General features: G+C 55.3%; 11 protein-coding genes. 3 read left to right on the top strand and 8 right to left on the bottom strand.

All coding sequences use genetic code 11. The annotated features are described in order from the left end of the window. Window positions 1-170: 170 nt before the first annotated feature. From E9531_RS03400 to E9531_RS03395, 3 genes are all read left to right on the top strand, one after another. On the top strand, window positions 171-1,664 hold the full coding sequence (locus E9531_RS03400; protein WP_136572344.1) for a mechanosensitive ion channel: 1,494 nt from the start codon (window positions 171-173) through the stop codon (window positions 1,662-1,664). Window positions 1,665-1,830: 166 nt separating this feature from the next. Then, entirely contained in the window at window positions 1,831-1,989 is a 159-nt protein-coding gene (locus tag E9531_RS17440; RefSeq protein WP_158291710.1) for a hypothetical protein, read from the top strand. Window positions 1,990-2,005: 16 nt separating this feature from the next. Beyond that, window positions 2,006-2,716 carry a YoaK family protein gene (locus E9531_RS03395; RefSeq protein ID WP_136572343.1) on the top strand — a complete coding sequence of 237 codons (711 nt, stop codon included), beginning with the start codon at window positions 2,006-2,008 and terminating at the stop codon, window positions 2,714-2,716. A gap of 29 nt (window positions 2,717-2,745) precedes the next feature. Here the strand turns inward: E9531_RS03395 and E9531_RS03390 are convergent, their stop codons facing one another. The 8 genes from E9531_RS03390 to atzF all read right to left on the bottom strand — a co-directional run bounded on the left by E9531_RS03390 (window position 2,746) and on the right by atzF (window position 15,174). Next, window positions 2,746-4,026, bottom strand: coding sequence for a THUMP domain-containing class I SAM-dependent RNA methyltransferase (locus tag E9531_RS03390; protein WP_136572517.1), 1,281 nt, complete (start codon window positions 4,024-4,026; stop codon window positions 2,746-2,748). Between the two features lie 20 nt (window positions 4,027-4,046). After that, window positions 4,047-5,597, bottom strand: coding sequence for an RNA polymerase factor sigma-54 (gene rpoN, locus E9531_RS03385; RefSeq protein WP_136572516.1), 1,551 nt, complete (start codon window positions 5,595-5,597; stop codon window positions 4,047-4,049). 8 nt (window positions 5,598-5,605) lie between these two features. Further along, complete coding sequence (gene lptB / locus E9531_RS03380; protein WP_136572342.1) at window positions 5,606-6,406, bottom strand: LPS export ABC transporter ATP-binding protein; 801 nt, start codon at window positions 6,404-6,406, stop codon at window positions 5,606-5,608. Between the two features lie 14 nt (window positions 6,407-6,420). Beyond that, entirely contained in the window at window positions 6,421-7,080 is a 660-nt protein-coding gene (lptA, locus tag E9531_RS03375) for a lipopolysaccharide transport periplasmic protein LptA (protein WP_136572341.1), read from the bottom strand. A 302-nt stretch (window positions 7,081-7,382) separates the two neighbouring features. Next, complete coding sequence (locus tag E9531_RS03370; RefSeq protein ID WP_136572340.1) at window positions 7,383-8,585, bottom strand: threonine ammonia-lyase; 1,203 nt, start codon at window positions 8,583-8,585, stop codon at window positions 7,383-7,385. 63 nt (window positions 8,586-8,648) lie between these two features. Further along, window positions 8,649-9,389, bottom strand: a complete 741-nt coding sequence (locus tag E9531_RS03365) for a GntR family transcriptional regulator (RefSeq protein WP_211343359.1) — start codon at window positions 9,387-9,389, stop codon at window positions 8,649-8,651. A gap of 153 nt (window positions 9,390-9,542) precedes the next feature. Continuing rightward, window positions 9,543-13,163, bottom strand: coding sequence for an urea carboxylase (uca, locus tag E9531_RS03360; RefSeq protein WP_136572339.1), 3,621 nt, complete (start codon window positions 13,161-13,163; stop codon window positions 9,543-9,545). A gap of 181 nt (window positions 13,164-13,344) precedes the next feature. Further along, window positions 13,345-15,174 (bottom strand): allophanate hydrolase, encoded by a 1,830-nt coding sequence (atzF, locus tag E9531_RS03355; protein WP_136572338.1) that lies wholly within the window; start codon window positions 15,172-15,174, stop codon window positions 13,345-13,347. Window positions 15,175-15,307: the final 133 nt, after the last annotated feature.

Raw genomic sequence — 15,307 nt, 5'->3', positions numbered from 1 at the left:
AGCTGCGGCATAGCACATGGCCAAGCAGAAACCAATCACATGCTAAGCCTGCAGCGGCTCCCCATCCGGCTTTAACTCCTCCATAAGCACCTCAAATCAGCGTCTTTCCTGCCTGACTCAAATCTCACAAACCATACCTGTTCTTGTGCCCTCTCTTGAAAGGAGTTCCCATGAATCCATCGTTTAGTGAACAGCTTCAAGCTAGCCTCGGTGGCTACTTACCGTTGATGTTAGGAGCAATCGCGATTTTGCTGGTTGGATTGGTCATTGCCTTGCTTGTCAAGGCTGGCATACGCAAGGGACTAACCGCGTTGCGGCTGGACGAGCGGCTGAACCAGCAGGCAGAAACTCCCGTCAGCTTCACCAAAATTGCCGCCAACACGGGGTTCTGGTTTGTAGTACTGCTGACCTTGCTGGCCATGTTCAGCACGCTGCGTTTTGATGCCTTGTACCAACCCTTCTCCAGCCTGGCGTCTGAAGTCATGCTGTACTTGCCACGCATTTTCCTTGCAGGAATTTTGGCACTCACCGCATGGGTACTGGCTGTGGTGCTGAAATTGGGCATCAATAAAATGACTGCATCAACGCAACTGGATGAGAAGTTATCCGAATCGGCTGATGTAAAACCCATCGGGGCGGTCTTAGGCGACGTGGTGTTCTGGTTGATCTTGCTGTTATTTCTGCCCGCGATTGTGGCCGCCTTGCAAATTCAAGGTCTGACTGCACCGTTGACCGATTTAACCCAGCGGCTGACAGGCAGCTTGCCGAACATTTTTGCCGCAGCCGTTATTGGGTTTGCAGGCTGGTTGCTGGCCAAGGTGTTACGCGGCCTAGTCACAAATCTCTCTGGGGCTGCTGGTGCAGACCGTTTTGGTCAAAGTTTAGGACTACCTGCTGAAATTCGCGTCTCTCGCCTGCTTGGCACGCTGACATTCACCTTCATCATCATTCCCACCATCATTGCAGCCTTGGATGCATTGCAAATTTCTGCTATCTCCGACCCTGCCGTTGGCATGCTGTCGCAATTCATGGACGCAGTGCCCAATATTTTCGCCGCAACATTGATTGTGCTCGTCGCTTGGTGCGTCGGACGTGCTGTGTGCAACTTGATTGTTCGCTTACTGGACAATCTAGGCTTTGATAGGCTCCCCTCCCGCTTAGGTTTGAAGTGCCAGCAAGCCAATACACCGGCTGATAACAACCCGCGCTGCACACTGCGTCCCGCAACCCTCATTGGGCGACTGGCTTGGTTTTTTGTGATGCTGTTCGCAACAATGGAAGCTGCCAATCAACTCGGTTTCGATGGCTTGCGTGACTTGTTGATGGTCTTCATCGACTTTGGCAGCGATGTTCTACTGGGCAGCGTCATCTTACTGGTCGGTTATTGGCTTGCAGATGTGGTGGGCAAAGCGATTGTCCAAGCCAACGCTGGTGCAGGCCGCTTGCCAGCGCGCATTGCACGTGTCGCCATCATGGCACTGGTGCTGGCCATGGGCCTGCGCGCCATGGGCATTGCCGATGACATCATCAACTTAGGCTTTGGCCTTGTGCTTGGTGCTGTGGCTGTTGCCGTTGCGCTTGCTTTTGGTTTGGGTGGGCGTGAAGCAGCAGGCCAATTAGCCCAACGCTGGGTAGACAAGTACCTGAATAAAAAAGACGAATAAGCAAACACCCGCTTTCTTCACAAGCCCGGCCTAACACGCTGGGCTTTTTACTGTAAATCCGCAAGCCCAAACGCAGACTTGATGGCACCTGCACAATACAGCCTCCCAGACTACGGCGGGACTGTACTCTTACAGCGCACCACACACGAAAGACAAAGGAATGTGCATGGCCTCTGCACAAACCCCAACTGGTGCGAAGACCAACTCAGGCGCACAATGCGAGCTTTCATCGCACAACATCCATCGCAGCATTCACCGTGAAATTCTGGTCTTATTGGCGGCGCGCCCGGTATCTCTCGGGCCGCACACGTACCGCTCGCAATAATTTACACCTGAGCCTCATGCTGACTTTTGTAGCCGGGGCCACCAATGCAGGTGGTTTTTTAGCGGTGGCGCAATACACCTCACACATGACAGGCATCGTGGCGCACATGGCTGACTCCATTGTGCTGGGCGCGTATGACTTGGCCTTGGCCGCTTTGGGTGGGCTGCTGTCATTCCTGTGTGGTGCCGCATGCACCGCCGTGATGGTGAACTACGCACGCCGCCATCGGTTAGAGAGTGAATACGCCATGCCTTTACTGCTGGAGGCGGCGCTGTTGATGGTTTTCGGTGCCATTGGGAGCCAACTGCAACAAGTGCTCTCGCCCATGCTGGTGCCGATGACCGCCGTGCTACTGTGCTTCATCATGGGGTTACAAAATGCCGTTGTGACCAAGCTCAGCGGCGCACAAATCCGCACCACGCATGTGACCGGCACCGTCACAGACCTTGGCATTGAATTAGGAAAAATGCTGTATTGGAATCGCGCCCGTTTTCAAGATGACCGCGAAGCTGTTACCGTCAACAAGCGCCGGTTGGCAACCTTAAGCGCATTGCTCACTTGTTTTTTCACGGGCGGTCTTACCGGCGCATGGGCCTTCAACCGCATTGGCTATGGGTTTACAGTCGCGCTCGCGCTGATACTGGTTTTACTGGTCATTGCGCCACTGGCTTACGATGTACGAGTGGTCTGGCGACAGTGGATGCACACACACGCCAAATCGCGCTGAACAGCAACACGGACCTGCAAATTTCTCGCTCAAACCTCGCCATCTGGCGACTGGACTTTGCGTGCGGTCAGGTCAAAACGAAACAAGCGGCAATCGATCGGGCCGTTCCACATGGGAACCCGGCGCGACTCCTTCAAGCGCAGCTTGCCCGGCAGCTTCATATCAGGCGTCAACAGCCAAGCCGTCCAGCCGGCGTAATGGCTCTTCCAGTGCGCGGACAGCTTCTGAAAGAAAGCGCCACCATCATCACCATCTGCAAAGTCGCGCGCAGAAAACCCCACGTTGCGCCGCTCCTGCATATTGCGCCCACCCTCGCCTGCTGCAGCAATACGTGTGCCATACGGCGGATTCAATAGCATGACACCGGGCACGTCAGAAGGTGGCATACGCTGCAAGGCATCGCCTCCGCGCAATTGCACAGCATGGCCTACACCTGCACGTTCTGCATTGCGTTTTGCAAAGTCCACCATGCGGTGAGCAATGTCGCTGCCAAAAACAGGAGCCAACGGTTTTCGCTGCGCATCACGCGCCTCATTGCACAGCGTTTGCCAGGCTTGGCGATCAAACCCGAGCAGCTTTTCAAAAGCAAAACGACGCTGCAAGCCCGGTGCAATGCCACACGCCATCTGAGCGGCCTCCACCACAATAGTGCCGCTACCGCAACAAGGGTCGTACAGGGGCAAGGGTGTCGATCCCAGTGGGTCCCAGCCTGTGGCTGCAATCATGCTCGCAGCCAGCGTTTCCTTCAATGGCGCATCGCCTTTGTCCTCACGCCAGCCCCGCTTGAACAAAGGCTCTCCGCTGGTATCGAGCGAAATGAAGGCATGCTCTGCATCCAAGTGCAAGTGAATACGCACATCAGGCCTGTGCGTATCAACGCTGGGCCGACTGCCGCTGAGGGATCGAAAGCGATCTGCCACCGCATCTTTGAGACGCAGGGCCACGAAGTTCAAACTTTTAAGCGGGCTTTTGTGCGCGGTGACATCCACCTTGATGGTCTTGGCTACGTTAAACCACTGTTCCCAAGCAATGCTGGAGGCCAGCGCATAGACATCGTCCTCACTGCGATAGCTGCCTTGCGCCAGCGCCACCAAAACACGTTGCGCCATTCGGCTATGCAGGTTCAGACGCATCACCGCATTCATCAGCGTATCTGGCTTCAAGGCAATACGAATGCCACCACGCTGCACCTGGATGGCAGTATCAGGTGCAGTCAAAATACGCCGCACTTCATCGCCAAGGAACTCCTCAGTCTGAGCGGCGCATGGCAAAAACAAGGTCAAACCAGCAGTCTGACTGCCCGAGGCCATGGGGGATACCGAAGATAAACTCACAAACTCTTTCTCAAATTAGCGGGTGCGATGCGCATGGCTTCGCGGTATTTGGCCACTGTCCGGCGGGCGCACTCGATGCCTTGGTCCTTCAACAAATCAGAAATTTTGCTGTCGGACAACGGTTTTTGCGGGCTCTCAGCAGCAATCAATTGTTTGATCAAAGCGCGTACCGCCGTACTGGAGGTACTAGTGCCTGAATCGGTTTCCAAGCCCGACCCAAAAAAATATTTCAACTCGAACGTGCCATGTGGCGTATCCATATACTTGGCCGTGGTCACGCGGGAGATGGTGGATTCATGCAAACCTAATTCGTCAGCGATCTCGCGCAACACCAGCGGTCGCATGGCCATTTCGCCACGAATAAAAAAGTCTTTCTGCCGCTCCACAATGGCCTCGGATACCCGCAAGATCGTATCAAAACGCTGTTGGATATTCTTGATGAACCAACGCGCCTCTTGCAAGCGTTGCTGCAGTTCAGGACCACCATGGCTCTTGCGCATGGCATTGGCATATACATCATGTACGCGCAAGCGCGGCATCACATCGGGGTTGAGCCGAACAAGAAACTCACGATTTCCAGTAGTACGTTTGGCAGGCCTGACGATCACATCGGGCACGATGATGTTGCGATCCACATCGGCAAAGCGCCGGCCCGGTTTGGGTTCCAAACGCGCAATCAACAACAACACTTCGCGCATTTGGTCTGCACTGGCTTGCGTTGCCATACAAAGTTGCTTGATATCACGTCGCGCAATCAGCTCCAACGGCTGCGCGCATACCTGCGTTGCCAAATCCAACAAAGCCATATCGCCGTCATACTCTTCTGAGCGCTGCAACGCGCGCAGTTGCAGTTGCAGGCATTCAGCCAGATGGCGGGCGCCAACACCTGCAGGCTCCATCGTATGCAACAAATTCAGCGCCATTTGGAAATGATGGAGCAACTCATCGACCTCGTCCATATTGCGCGCTAAGGGCAAGGCCAAATCTTCTAGCGCATCTTCCAAATAACCATCTTCGTTGAGAGATTCAATCAGGAAATCCAACGCTGAACGCTCCACCGCAGAGAGAAAAAATTCCCCCGCTTGGGTGTGCAAAAAGTCGGTCAAAGAGATATGGGCACTGTTGATATCAGCGGCATCAACGTCGTCATCGGCTTGGCCACTACCGCGCCCAGGGGCATCCCCGCCCCACTCGCCATCATTGGGCGACAGATCAGAAGTACCATCGCCGTCCCAGTCGGTTGGCCCTGATTCAAATTCAGCAGTCTCCGCTGCGGGGTTATCTGCAGACTCTTCGCCAACACGACTTTGCTCATCGCGCTCAAGCACCCGATCGCCCGTTGAAATAGGGGTATCAGCGCGCTCAACGCCAAACTCCTCGGCCTCGGCGCCCTCTTCCTGCACTTCGAGAAAGGGGTTCTCGTCGAGCATCTGTTCGACCTCTTGTTGCATCTCCAGCGTAGAGAGCTGCAGCAGTCGAATCGACTGCTGTAATTGGGGCGTCAAAGCCAGATTTTGCGAAGTGCGCAGCGACACTCCAAGTTTGATACCCGCCATTACATTCGGAAGTTTTCACCCAGATACACACGACGCACATCAGGGTTGTCAATGATCTCCTGGGCCGAACCTTGGGCCAGAACGGAACCCTCACTGATGATGAACGCTCGGTCGCAAATACCCAGCGTCTCTCGCACGTTATGGTCGGTAATCAAGACACCGATGCCCCTGTCTTTCAAGAAAGCAATGCTGCGTTGAATCTCCATCACCGCAATCGGGTCCACGCCAGCAAACGGCTCATCCAGCAAGATAAACCGCGGACGTGTAGCCAGCGCTCTGGCAATCTCAACACGGCGTCGCTCGCCACCCGACAAGGCCAAAGCAGGCGAATGGCGCAAATGGTCTACGCGTAATTCAGTCAACAGTTGCTCTAGGCGTGCATCAATTTCAGTGCGAGGCAATGGTTTATTGTCTTCCCCCACTTGCAATTCCAGCACAGCGCGCACATTGTCCTGCACGGTCAAACGGCGAAAGATCGAGGCCTCTTGCGGCAGGTATGACAAACCCAAGCGTGAGCGCTTATGAATCGGCATATCGGCAATGGAATGTCCATCGACAAAAATATCGCCGCCATCGCTGCGCACCAAGCCCACAATCATATAAAACGATGTGGTTTTACCTGCACCGTTCGGGCCAAGCAGCCCCACCACTTCGCCTTTATTGATGTCCAGTGATACATCTTTGACAACTTTGCGCCCGCCATACGACTTTTGCAAGTGCTTGGCCTGCAGGCTCGATGTCTCGACCAATGCCGAGCCTGCAGCCTTGGCGCCTACCCTTGTCGCTACACCCAATCCCATAGCAACTCCCACCCTTACCGGTCCAGATCAGGACTGGTCTTTAACTCAATTGAACTGCGACCAGCAGCGCTAGGCGCAGAACTTGACGGTTGTGCAGTCGCCCCTTTGGAGCCACTAGTGGTATTGGCACCAATCACGGCGCGCACACGCCCTGACGATTTGGCTGATTCTGGCGCCTGCCTTGCCGCGCCATCCACCGTAAACATCCCTGTGGCGTTGTAATAGATGATCTCGCCACCTGTAATTTCATCGTTAAACTTGCCACCAACCAGCCTGCGCAATTGGGTTTGTCCCACCAATCGCACACGATCAGCCTTGGTATCGTACTCAATGCGCTGGGCCTGCGCCTCCATCGTTTCTTGTGGAGCCCCCTTGGCTGTGTCGCGCTCCTGACTGAAAAAGGCCCGCCGCCCATCTTCAGCCTGTGCCACGCCAAATTGGCTACCATCGGCGCGCTGTTCCACGGTAACTGTGTCGCCACGCAGCACCATAGAGCCCTTGGTCACCACCACAGCCCCGGAAAACACCGTGACCTGTTTGGCATCGTCGTGGCGCATCGTATTGGCCTCAATATTCATCGGCTGGTCACGATCGCTCTCAAGCGCATGGGCACTGCCCAAGCACAAAGCGAATACTGCAGCACAAAGGGCAAGAGTGGGAAAATTTTGTCGCATAACGGCATGATTCTTGCTGTATTGAGTCGCCCATTCTAGTATGGGAATGCCGCCCAGCAATGCGTTGGACATAAAAAAACCCCCGCTGGGGAGCGGGGGTGAGAGGGGATCTTGGATAGTTCTCGCAAATTTTCAAACGATTCTTTTAGGAATCCGTTACTCACTTAGAGTTCCGCACTGTACTGTCTCCACAATGGTACTTACATAAGCAGAACCTACGACAAAACCATTCGTGTAGGCACAGCAAACCATTCCTACACTGTCCAGTGACCACATTTTAGCCGACTTTAAACAATTTCGCACTATTTTTCTACAGAAACTTCCATTTGCGATTTTTTCAAATCACTGATGACCGTCTCCAGATGCGCCAAGCCTCGGGTTTGTAGCACCAACTCGATTTCGACGTTTTGCGCCGTCAGGGCAGTGAATGCTCGCTGGTGGATAACCTCTTCAATATTAGCTCCACTACCAGCAACAATCGTTGCAATTTTTGCCAATGCACCCGGCACATCGCGTGAACCGACACGAATTCGCGCCAAACGTCCTGTCTTGACCATGCCTCGCTCAATGATGGACGCCAACAACAACGGCTCAATGTTGCCGCCTGACAACACTAGTCCGATCTTTTTGTCTCTCCAATGCTCAGGATGTCGCAAAACGGCCGCCAGTGACGCGGCACCAGCGCCTTCCACAAGTGTTTTCTCAATTTCAAGCAGCATCAGCACCGCTTGTTCGATATCGGACTCCTCCACCAACAGCAAACGATCCACCAGTTGCGAAAGTACAACTCGTGTCATTTGCCCTGGCACGGCCACCGCAATGCCTTCAGCCATGGTATTTAGCCCTTGTGGGTGCTGCGTACCTTGGATGGCGTTGACCATGGCCGGAAACCGACTGGCCTGCACCCCCACAATTTCCAAATCAGGCTTGAGATGCCGTGCCGCCGTGGCAACGCCCGCCAACAATCCTCCACCACCTACTGCTGTAATCAACACATCCAGGTCTGGTTCTTCCTCCAGCATTTCCAGAGCCAACGTCCCTTGCCCTGCAGCGACTGCTTCGTCGTCATAGGGGTGAACAAAGGTCAGCCCTTGCTCTTGCGCTATTTGAAATGCTCTGGCACTGGCTTGCTCCAAGTCATCACCGTGCAAAACCACTTGTGCCCCAAAACCTCGGGTGCGCTCCACTTTCACACTTGGGGCAAATGTAGGCATCACGATGACAGCACGTATTCCTAAACGCTGGGCGTGGTAGGCCACCCCTTGCGCATGGTTGCCCGCACTCATGGCAATCACGCCACGTGCGCGCTCTTGCGCAGTCAGCATGACCATCTTGTTGCAAGCGCCCCGCTCTTTAAACGATGCCGTAAATTGCAGATTCTCAAACTTCAAGAACAGTTGCGCTCCCACGATCTGCGACAAGGTGCGCGACTCAACAAATGGTGTGCGTAACACCTGCCCTTGCAGGTTGTCTTTAGCCGCCAGGATGGCTTGAAAGTCAAGCATAGACGCTCTTTTGAAACGAATAAAACTGCACTGTAGCGCACAGTGTGGCAGCAAAGCCCTGCGCTATATGCTGCGCGAAGAATAGCTAGCCCGCGTTGTGTGCAGGTTATGGATGGTGATTTTGCGCACCTCCGCTTTACTGACCTCAATATGGGCTTTGAGCATGCTGCAAGCCTCTGCCTCTCGGCGTTTCAAAATCGCCTGCAAAATCGCCCCATGCTCATCGTATGTGCTATCGATGCGGGCTTGCTTGGTGAAATCCAAACGCCGCACGATGCTGATTTTTTCAGTCACATCGCGGTGCACTGCTGCCATTTCCATATTTCCGGTCGCCTCCACCAATGTGCAGTGAAATGCCTCATCCAACAGCGCGGCATCACGCCCAACCGGCAAACGCTGATGCGGTGCTACGCCCCAAGCTTGCAGCAAGGCTTCGATGGCAGGTGACTGCACCAACTCAGGCTGTTTGCACAAGCGCGCCACGGCCGCCAACTCCAACACAATACGCAAATCGTACAACTGCTCAAAGCGCTCAAAATCAAAAGGCCGAACACGCCAACCACTGCGACTGGTGACCTGAACAAATCCTTCACGTGCCAAGCGCTGCAAGGCTTGGCGTACAGGTGTGCGACTGACCCCGGTGACAGCCACAATATCTGCCTCTGCAAATGCATCGCCAGGCAATAGAGCCAAATCAAATAGCTCGTTTTTGACGTGCGTGTACACCTGATCAGCCAGGCTGGGCGGCACTGCGGCACGGGCTTGCGTTTTTATATGCATATTGCTGGCGAGACCGGTAGACATGCTGAACAACCAATAAAGAGTAGAAAAAGAAGAGTCGCCAACGCCACTCTCGCTTCACGAGAATTTGCACCCAAGGCGCTTACAAGCGCCCACGACGCATCCAACTCAGGCAGCATGGTCTTTGTGCCGTCAAGACCATGCACACAAACAAAATCAGTGCGGCGTCAAAACCAGTAATGCATCGCCACTGTTGACTGCTCGACCTGTTTGGCAAGCGATGCGATCGACCTTGGCAGCCGCTGGCGCGGTGATGTGCACCTCCATTTTCATGGCCTCCACGATCACCAAAGTCTCCCCTTCGCCCACGCTTTGTCCTGGCTCCACCAAAATCTTCCAAATACTTCCTGACAAATCGGCCTCCACCAGCAATTGCCCCTCTTGTACAGCGATGCTGGGCAGCTCTGGTGCCACGGGCTCTTGCGTAGCAACCACTTCGTCTTTCCAGAGTGCAACCTCAGCCTTAAACGCCTGTGCCTGCTTGTCTTTAAACGTACTGATGCTGTCGGCGTTGTCTTGCAGAAATTGCTGGTAAGCAGCGTAGTCAAACACCTCCTGCTCAATGCACACGGTGGCACGCCCTTCGCGAAAATCGTCCCGAAACTGGTTCAACTCAGCCTCGCTAACGGGATAGAAGCGCACTTGGTCAAAAAAGCGCAGCAACCACGGTTGCCCCTGATGAAACACGGGGTTCTTCAAGAACTTGTTCCAGATGGGCACAGTGCGGCCCACCAGTTGGTAACCGCCTGGCGAGTCCATACCGTAAATACACATATAAACCCCGCCAATGCCCACTGCACCTTCGGCCGTGTAAGTGCGCGCCGGGTTGTATTTGGAGGTGAGCAAACGGTGGCGAGGATCAAGCGGAACCGCACAAGGCGCGCCCAAATAAACATCCCCCAACCCCATCACCAAATAGCTGGTTTGGAAGAAAATGTCCCGCACCTCATCGCGATGATCCAGTCCATTGATTCGCTGAATGAAGTCGACGTTATTAGGCAACCATGGCGCCTGCGGCTTCACCGTCTCCTGGTAGCGCTGTACTGCACCCAGCGTGCTGCTGTCTTCCCATGCCACAGGTAAATGCACCACGCGTGTAGGCACTTTGACGGTACTCACATCGGGCAATTGCTGCTCAATCTCCAGCAATTTCTCCACCAGTTCTGTCTGGCTGATCACCAGACTGTCGTAGTGCACTTGCAACGACCGCACACCGGGAGAGAGCTCGGCCACACCTGCAATCGGATGGGCTTTGACATGTTGCATCAGCAAATGGATGTGCAAACGCGAGGCGATATCGAGCTCGTTCTCGCCATACTCCAACAACAAATAGCTGTCGCCCGCCTGGCGGTATGTGATCAGCGGTTGGTGGCCGTTGGCGGGGACTTGGGCCACGATCGTGCTGACCAAGGCCTTGGATGCGGCCACTGGCAAACTGGCAATCCCCTCAGCGGGCGCTTTGAGGCTCGCAATAGCCTCTTCCTGACGGTGCTGCAAAGCCAAGGCTTGCTCGTAGCTCAAGGCATGAAAACGGATGGTGTCACCCGGCTTGAGCTGCCCCACTTTCCACAATTCAGCCTTGACAATGGTGACAGGACAAACAAACCCGCCAAGGCTGGGGCCGTCTTTGGCCAGAATGATGGGCGTGTCGCCAGAGAAGTTGATGCTGCCAATCGCATATTCGCAATCGTGCACGTTCGAGGGGTGCAAACCCGCCTCGCCACCATCGCTGCGGGCCCAGGTTGGCTTGGGCCCCACCAGGCGAATCCCCAAACGGTTGGAGTTGTAATGCACCTGCCAGTCAGTGCCAAAAAACATCTCAATCGCTTCAGGCTGCAGAAAATCAGGCGCGCCATGTGGCCCGTACATCACACCAATATTCCAATGACTTGGGTAGGTTGGTACCAGTTGGGTGTCGATCTTGGCCGGTTCAGCAACCGGGGCTGGTGTGGTGCAGGCTGGCAACGCAGGTTGCGAAATCGCCAGCATATCGCCATTGCGCACGTTGCGCCCTGCATGGCCGCCAAACTGCCCCAACGCAAAAGTCGAACGACTGCCCAGATACACCGGCACATCCAAACCATTACGCACAGCCACGTAGGTACGGCACCCCGTGGTCACTTTGCCCAATTTGAGGATTTGACCTGCTTTAACGGGCACTGCGCTCCACATAGGAAACTGATCGCCATCCAGCGTGGCGGGCGTTAATGCCCCTGTAATGGCCACGATCGCATCGGCATGAAACTTCAATGTTGGGCCACTCAAGGTGCATTCCAATGCGGCCGCTTGCGGTGCATTGCCTACCAAACGGTTGGCGATACGGAACGCCAGATCGTCCATTGGGCCCGATGGTGGCACCCCGATATCCCAATACCCTTCGCGGCCCGGGTAGTCTTGCACGCTAGTGGCGGTACCTGCGGCCATCACTTCAATCGTGGGTGGCGCAAACACGAACGTATTCAGAAACTGGGTACTGACATCTCCTTGCAAGAAACGTGGTTGCGCCACAATCTGGCGCAGGTATTCCAGATTGGTCGCAATACCGTGGATGCGCGTTTCTGACAACGCTTTTTGCAAACGGGCCAGCGCATCGGCCCGGTCAATGCCTTTGACGATAATTTTCGCAATCATCGGATCGTAAAACGACGCGACTTCGGTGCCTGTGCTTACCCAGCCATCGACCCGCACATCCTCCGGAAAATGCACATCCATCAGCGTGCCGGGCGAGGGCAAGAAATTCTTCAGCGGGTCTTCTGCATACACACGCACTTCAATCGCCGCACCTTCTGGCTCGCGGCTCAATGCATCCCAGTCCAGTGGGTCACCTGCAGCCACTTGGAGCATGCACTCCACCAGATCCAGCCCTGTCACCGCCTCGGTCACAGGGTGCTCCACCTGCAAACGGGTGTTGACTTCCAAAAAGTAAAACGCATCACGTGCGGCGTCATACACAAACTCCACCGTGCCCGCACTGCGGTAGTGGATCGACTCGCCCAAACGCACAGCCGCATCCAGCAAGGCTTTGCGGGTAGCAGCCGGCAACAAAGGCGCGGGGGTTTCTTCAATGATCTTCTGGTTGCGCCGCTGCACCGAACAATCGCGCTCTCCCAATGCCGCCACGCGGCCTTTGCCATCCCCAAAAATCTGCACTTCTACATGGCGGGCGTTGTCCACAAAGCGCTCAAGAAACACGCCACCATCTCTGAAAAATTGCTCTCCCAAACGCTGCACGCTCTCGTAGGCTTTGGTCAACTCTTCAGCACTATTGCAGCGTGTCAGGCCAATGCCGCCGCCACCAGCCGTGGTTTTGAGCATGACCGGGTAACCAATGCGCTGCGCCTGCGTAAGGGCTTCGTCCACGCTTTGCAGCAAGCCTGTACCAGGCGTCATAGGCACGCCTGCAGCAGCGGCCAGCTCGCGCGCACGGTGCTTGAGGCCAAACTCTTCAATCTGTACCGAGGTTGGGCCAATGAACACGACGCCATGGTCCTCACACACCTTGCCAAATTCGGTACTTTCCGACAAAAAACCATAGCCGGGGAACACCGCCTGCGCCCCAGACTCTTGGCATGCAGCCAGCACCTTGTCAATGCGCAAATAACTCTCAGAGGGTTTATCCCCACCCAAGGCGATGGCCACATCGGCCATGCGTACATGTTCAGCATTGCGGTCGGCATCCGAGTAAATCGCCACGCTTTTAATGCCGAGTTTCTTCAAGGTGCGGATCGCACGAACGGCAATCTCTCCTCGGTTGGCAATCAATACGGTATGGAACATCGTTAAGGCCTTTGAATCGTCGAATAAAGTTGGAGGAGAGCACCTCAAGCGCACTAGCGTGCAACTCAAGCCGCAAGAGGCGTTGGAGTGACTGGCGGCGCGTTCAACCGGTACATGTCAACGCACTTTTCAAGCGCTGCCCCACTGCGGCTGTCAGTGTTGGTCAGCACCGGCTGATGGCTTACTGGGCCTTGAGGCTGGCGATGTAGGCGCGCCACCCCCCAAGGTGGCTGATGTCGGTGGCAGTCTCCAGCGCTGCAGGCTCACAAATAAAGCCTTTAACGGTGCGCCCATCGGCTAGCACCACATTGCCAATTCCCAGTGGAGCGGGCACCTCAGCGGTGAACTCACCAAACGCATGGGGTGTCATTGCCCACAGTTCCAGCACAATCGTTTCGCCCGCGGAAGGGGCATACTTCAACCCTGGTTTCGGCGGCACCGTACCGGGCAAAGCGTAGAGACGGTAGTCACCCGCCGCAGTCGCTGTCTCTTCCAAAAAGCGGGCATGGCGGCTGGTGAGTTGGTGGTTCAGCGGCATGCCACGTAAATGCGCCCCCACCACAGCCACCACGATTTCATCGCTGGCCTTTTCCTGTATTGGTGCAGGCAAGCGATCGACCACACCAGGCGCCCCCGGCGGCAGGCTTTGTGCCGCTTGCCAGCGGCGGCCAAAATCAGCCAAGGCCATGTCGTGCCAGGCAGGTGCAATCAGTGTCACACCTGCGGGCAATCCATCACTGCGCAAACCAGCCGGCAAAGCCAAGGCAGACAAATCTGCCAAATTGGTGAAATTGGTGTACGTGCCCAGCTCTGAATTGCGTTTAACCGGCTCTTGGCGCAATTGCTCCATCGTGAAGATAGAGGGCGTGGAGGGCACAACCAACGCATCGACCTGAGCCAGCACATCGTTGATTTGGCGCGCCAAGACAGCACGGCGGTATTCCGCTTCGAAGGCGTCGCGGGCACTGTAGTTCAGCGCTTGTTCGACCACTTTTCGCACTGTAGGGTCAATGCCATCAGGGTTACGGTCGAACATGGATTCAATGGCCACATAGCGTTCAGCCACCCAGGGGCCGTAATACAGCAACTCAGCCAATTGCGCAAAAGGCGCGAAATCAATTTCGACCAAGGTGGCGCCTTGCGCCTTCAAGTCACCCATAGTCGCATGGAAATGCTGCTGGGCCAGCGCATCTCCAAAAAATTCCAATTGTTTAGGCACCGCCAAAGTGGGTTTCACCGGAAAATGTGTTGGCGCACCAGCCGGGCGTTGGCGGCTATAGCCATCGGCAGCGTCATACCCTGCATACAAGCCAATGGCCCGTTGCGCATCAGCCACTGTCAGCGCAAAAACAGAAATGCAATCGAGCGTGCGGCAAGCAGGCACCAAACCACTGTTGCTGGCCCAGCCCTTGGTGGGCTTAAGGCCCACAATATTGTTGAAGGCAGCAGGCACGCGGCCAGAGCCAGCCGTATCAGTACCCAATGCGAATGGCACCAAGCCACGGGCCACCACGCTGGCAGAACCGGAACTGGATCCCCCACTGACATAAGCGGGGTCAAACGTATTGGGCACGGCGCCGTAAGGCGAGCGGGTCCCCACCAGCCCGGTGGCAAATTGGTCAAGATTCGTTTTTCCCATCAAGATCGCACCAGCAGCGCGCAACTTGGCGACCACAAATGCATCGCTTGACGCGACGTACGCGAACTCAGGGCATGCGGCTGTCGTGCGCCAGCCTGCAGCGTCAATATTGTCCTTGGCTGCAAACGGCACGCCATACAAAGGCAGCTTGCTGGTGTCCCCAGCCACACTCTCTAACAAGGTTTGCAAGTGCAGCAACTGTTCAGCCAACTGCTCAGCGCTAGCGATACTGATCCATGCAGGATCATCGCCTTGCAGCGCAGCCTGCAAGGCTTGCAGCAACGCACTCGGGCTAGCTCCCTCACGGTAAGCGCTTTGCCAGTCTTGAAGCGTCCAGCCCAAGGTTGAAAGAGACGGTGTTGCTTGCGCCATAAAAAGGAATCCTTTGTTGTATACCAGATGGAATTCCTTCTCTTAAAGCAAATTCAATGCCATGCCTTGTGGGGTATACCAACCGTTCCAACCTAGCCTGAATCGGCGCTCTCTGCCTTCTTGCCTGTAAGCC

It is taken from the genome of Lampropedia puyangensis, assembly GCF_004833285.1.
Taxonomy (GTDB): domain Bacteria; phylum Pseudomonadota; class Gammaproteobacteria; order Burkholderiales; family Burkholderiaceae_C; genus Lampropedia; species Lampropedia puyangensis.
Note: the sequence above shows the minus strand (reverse complement) of the source record. Positions and strands in the feature narration are given on the sequence as shown.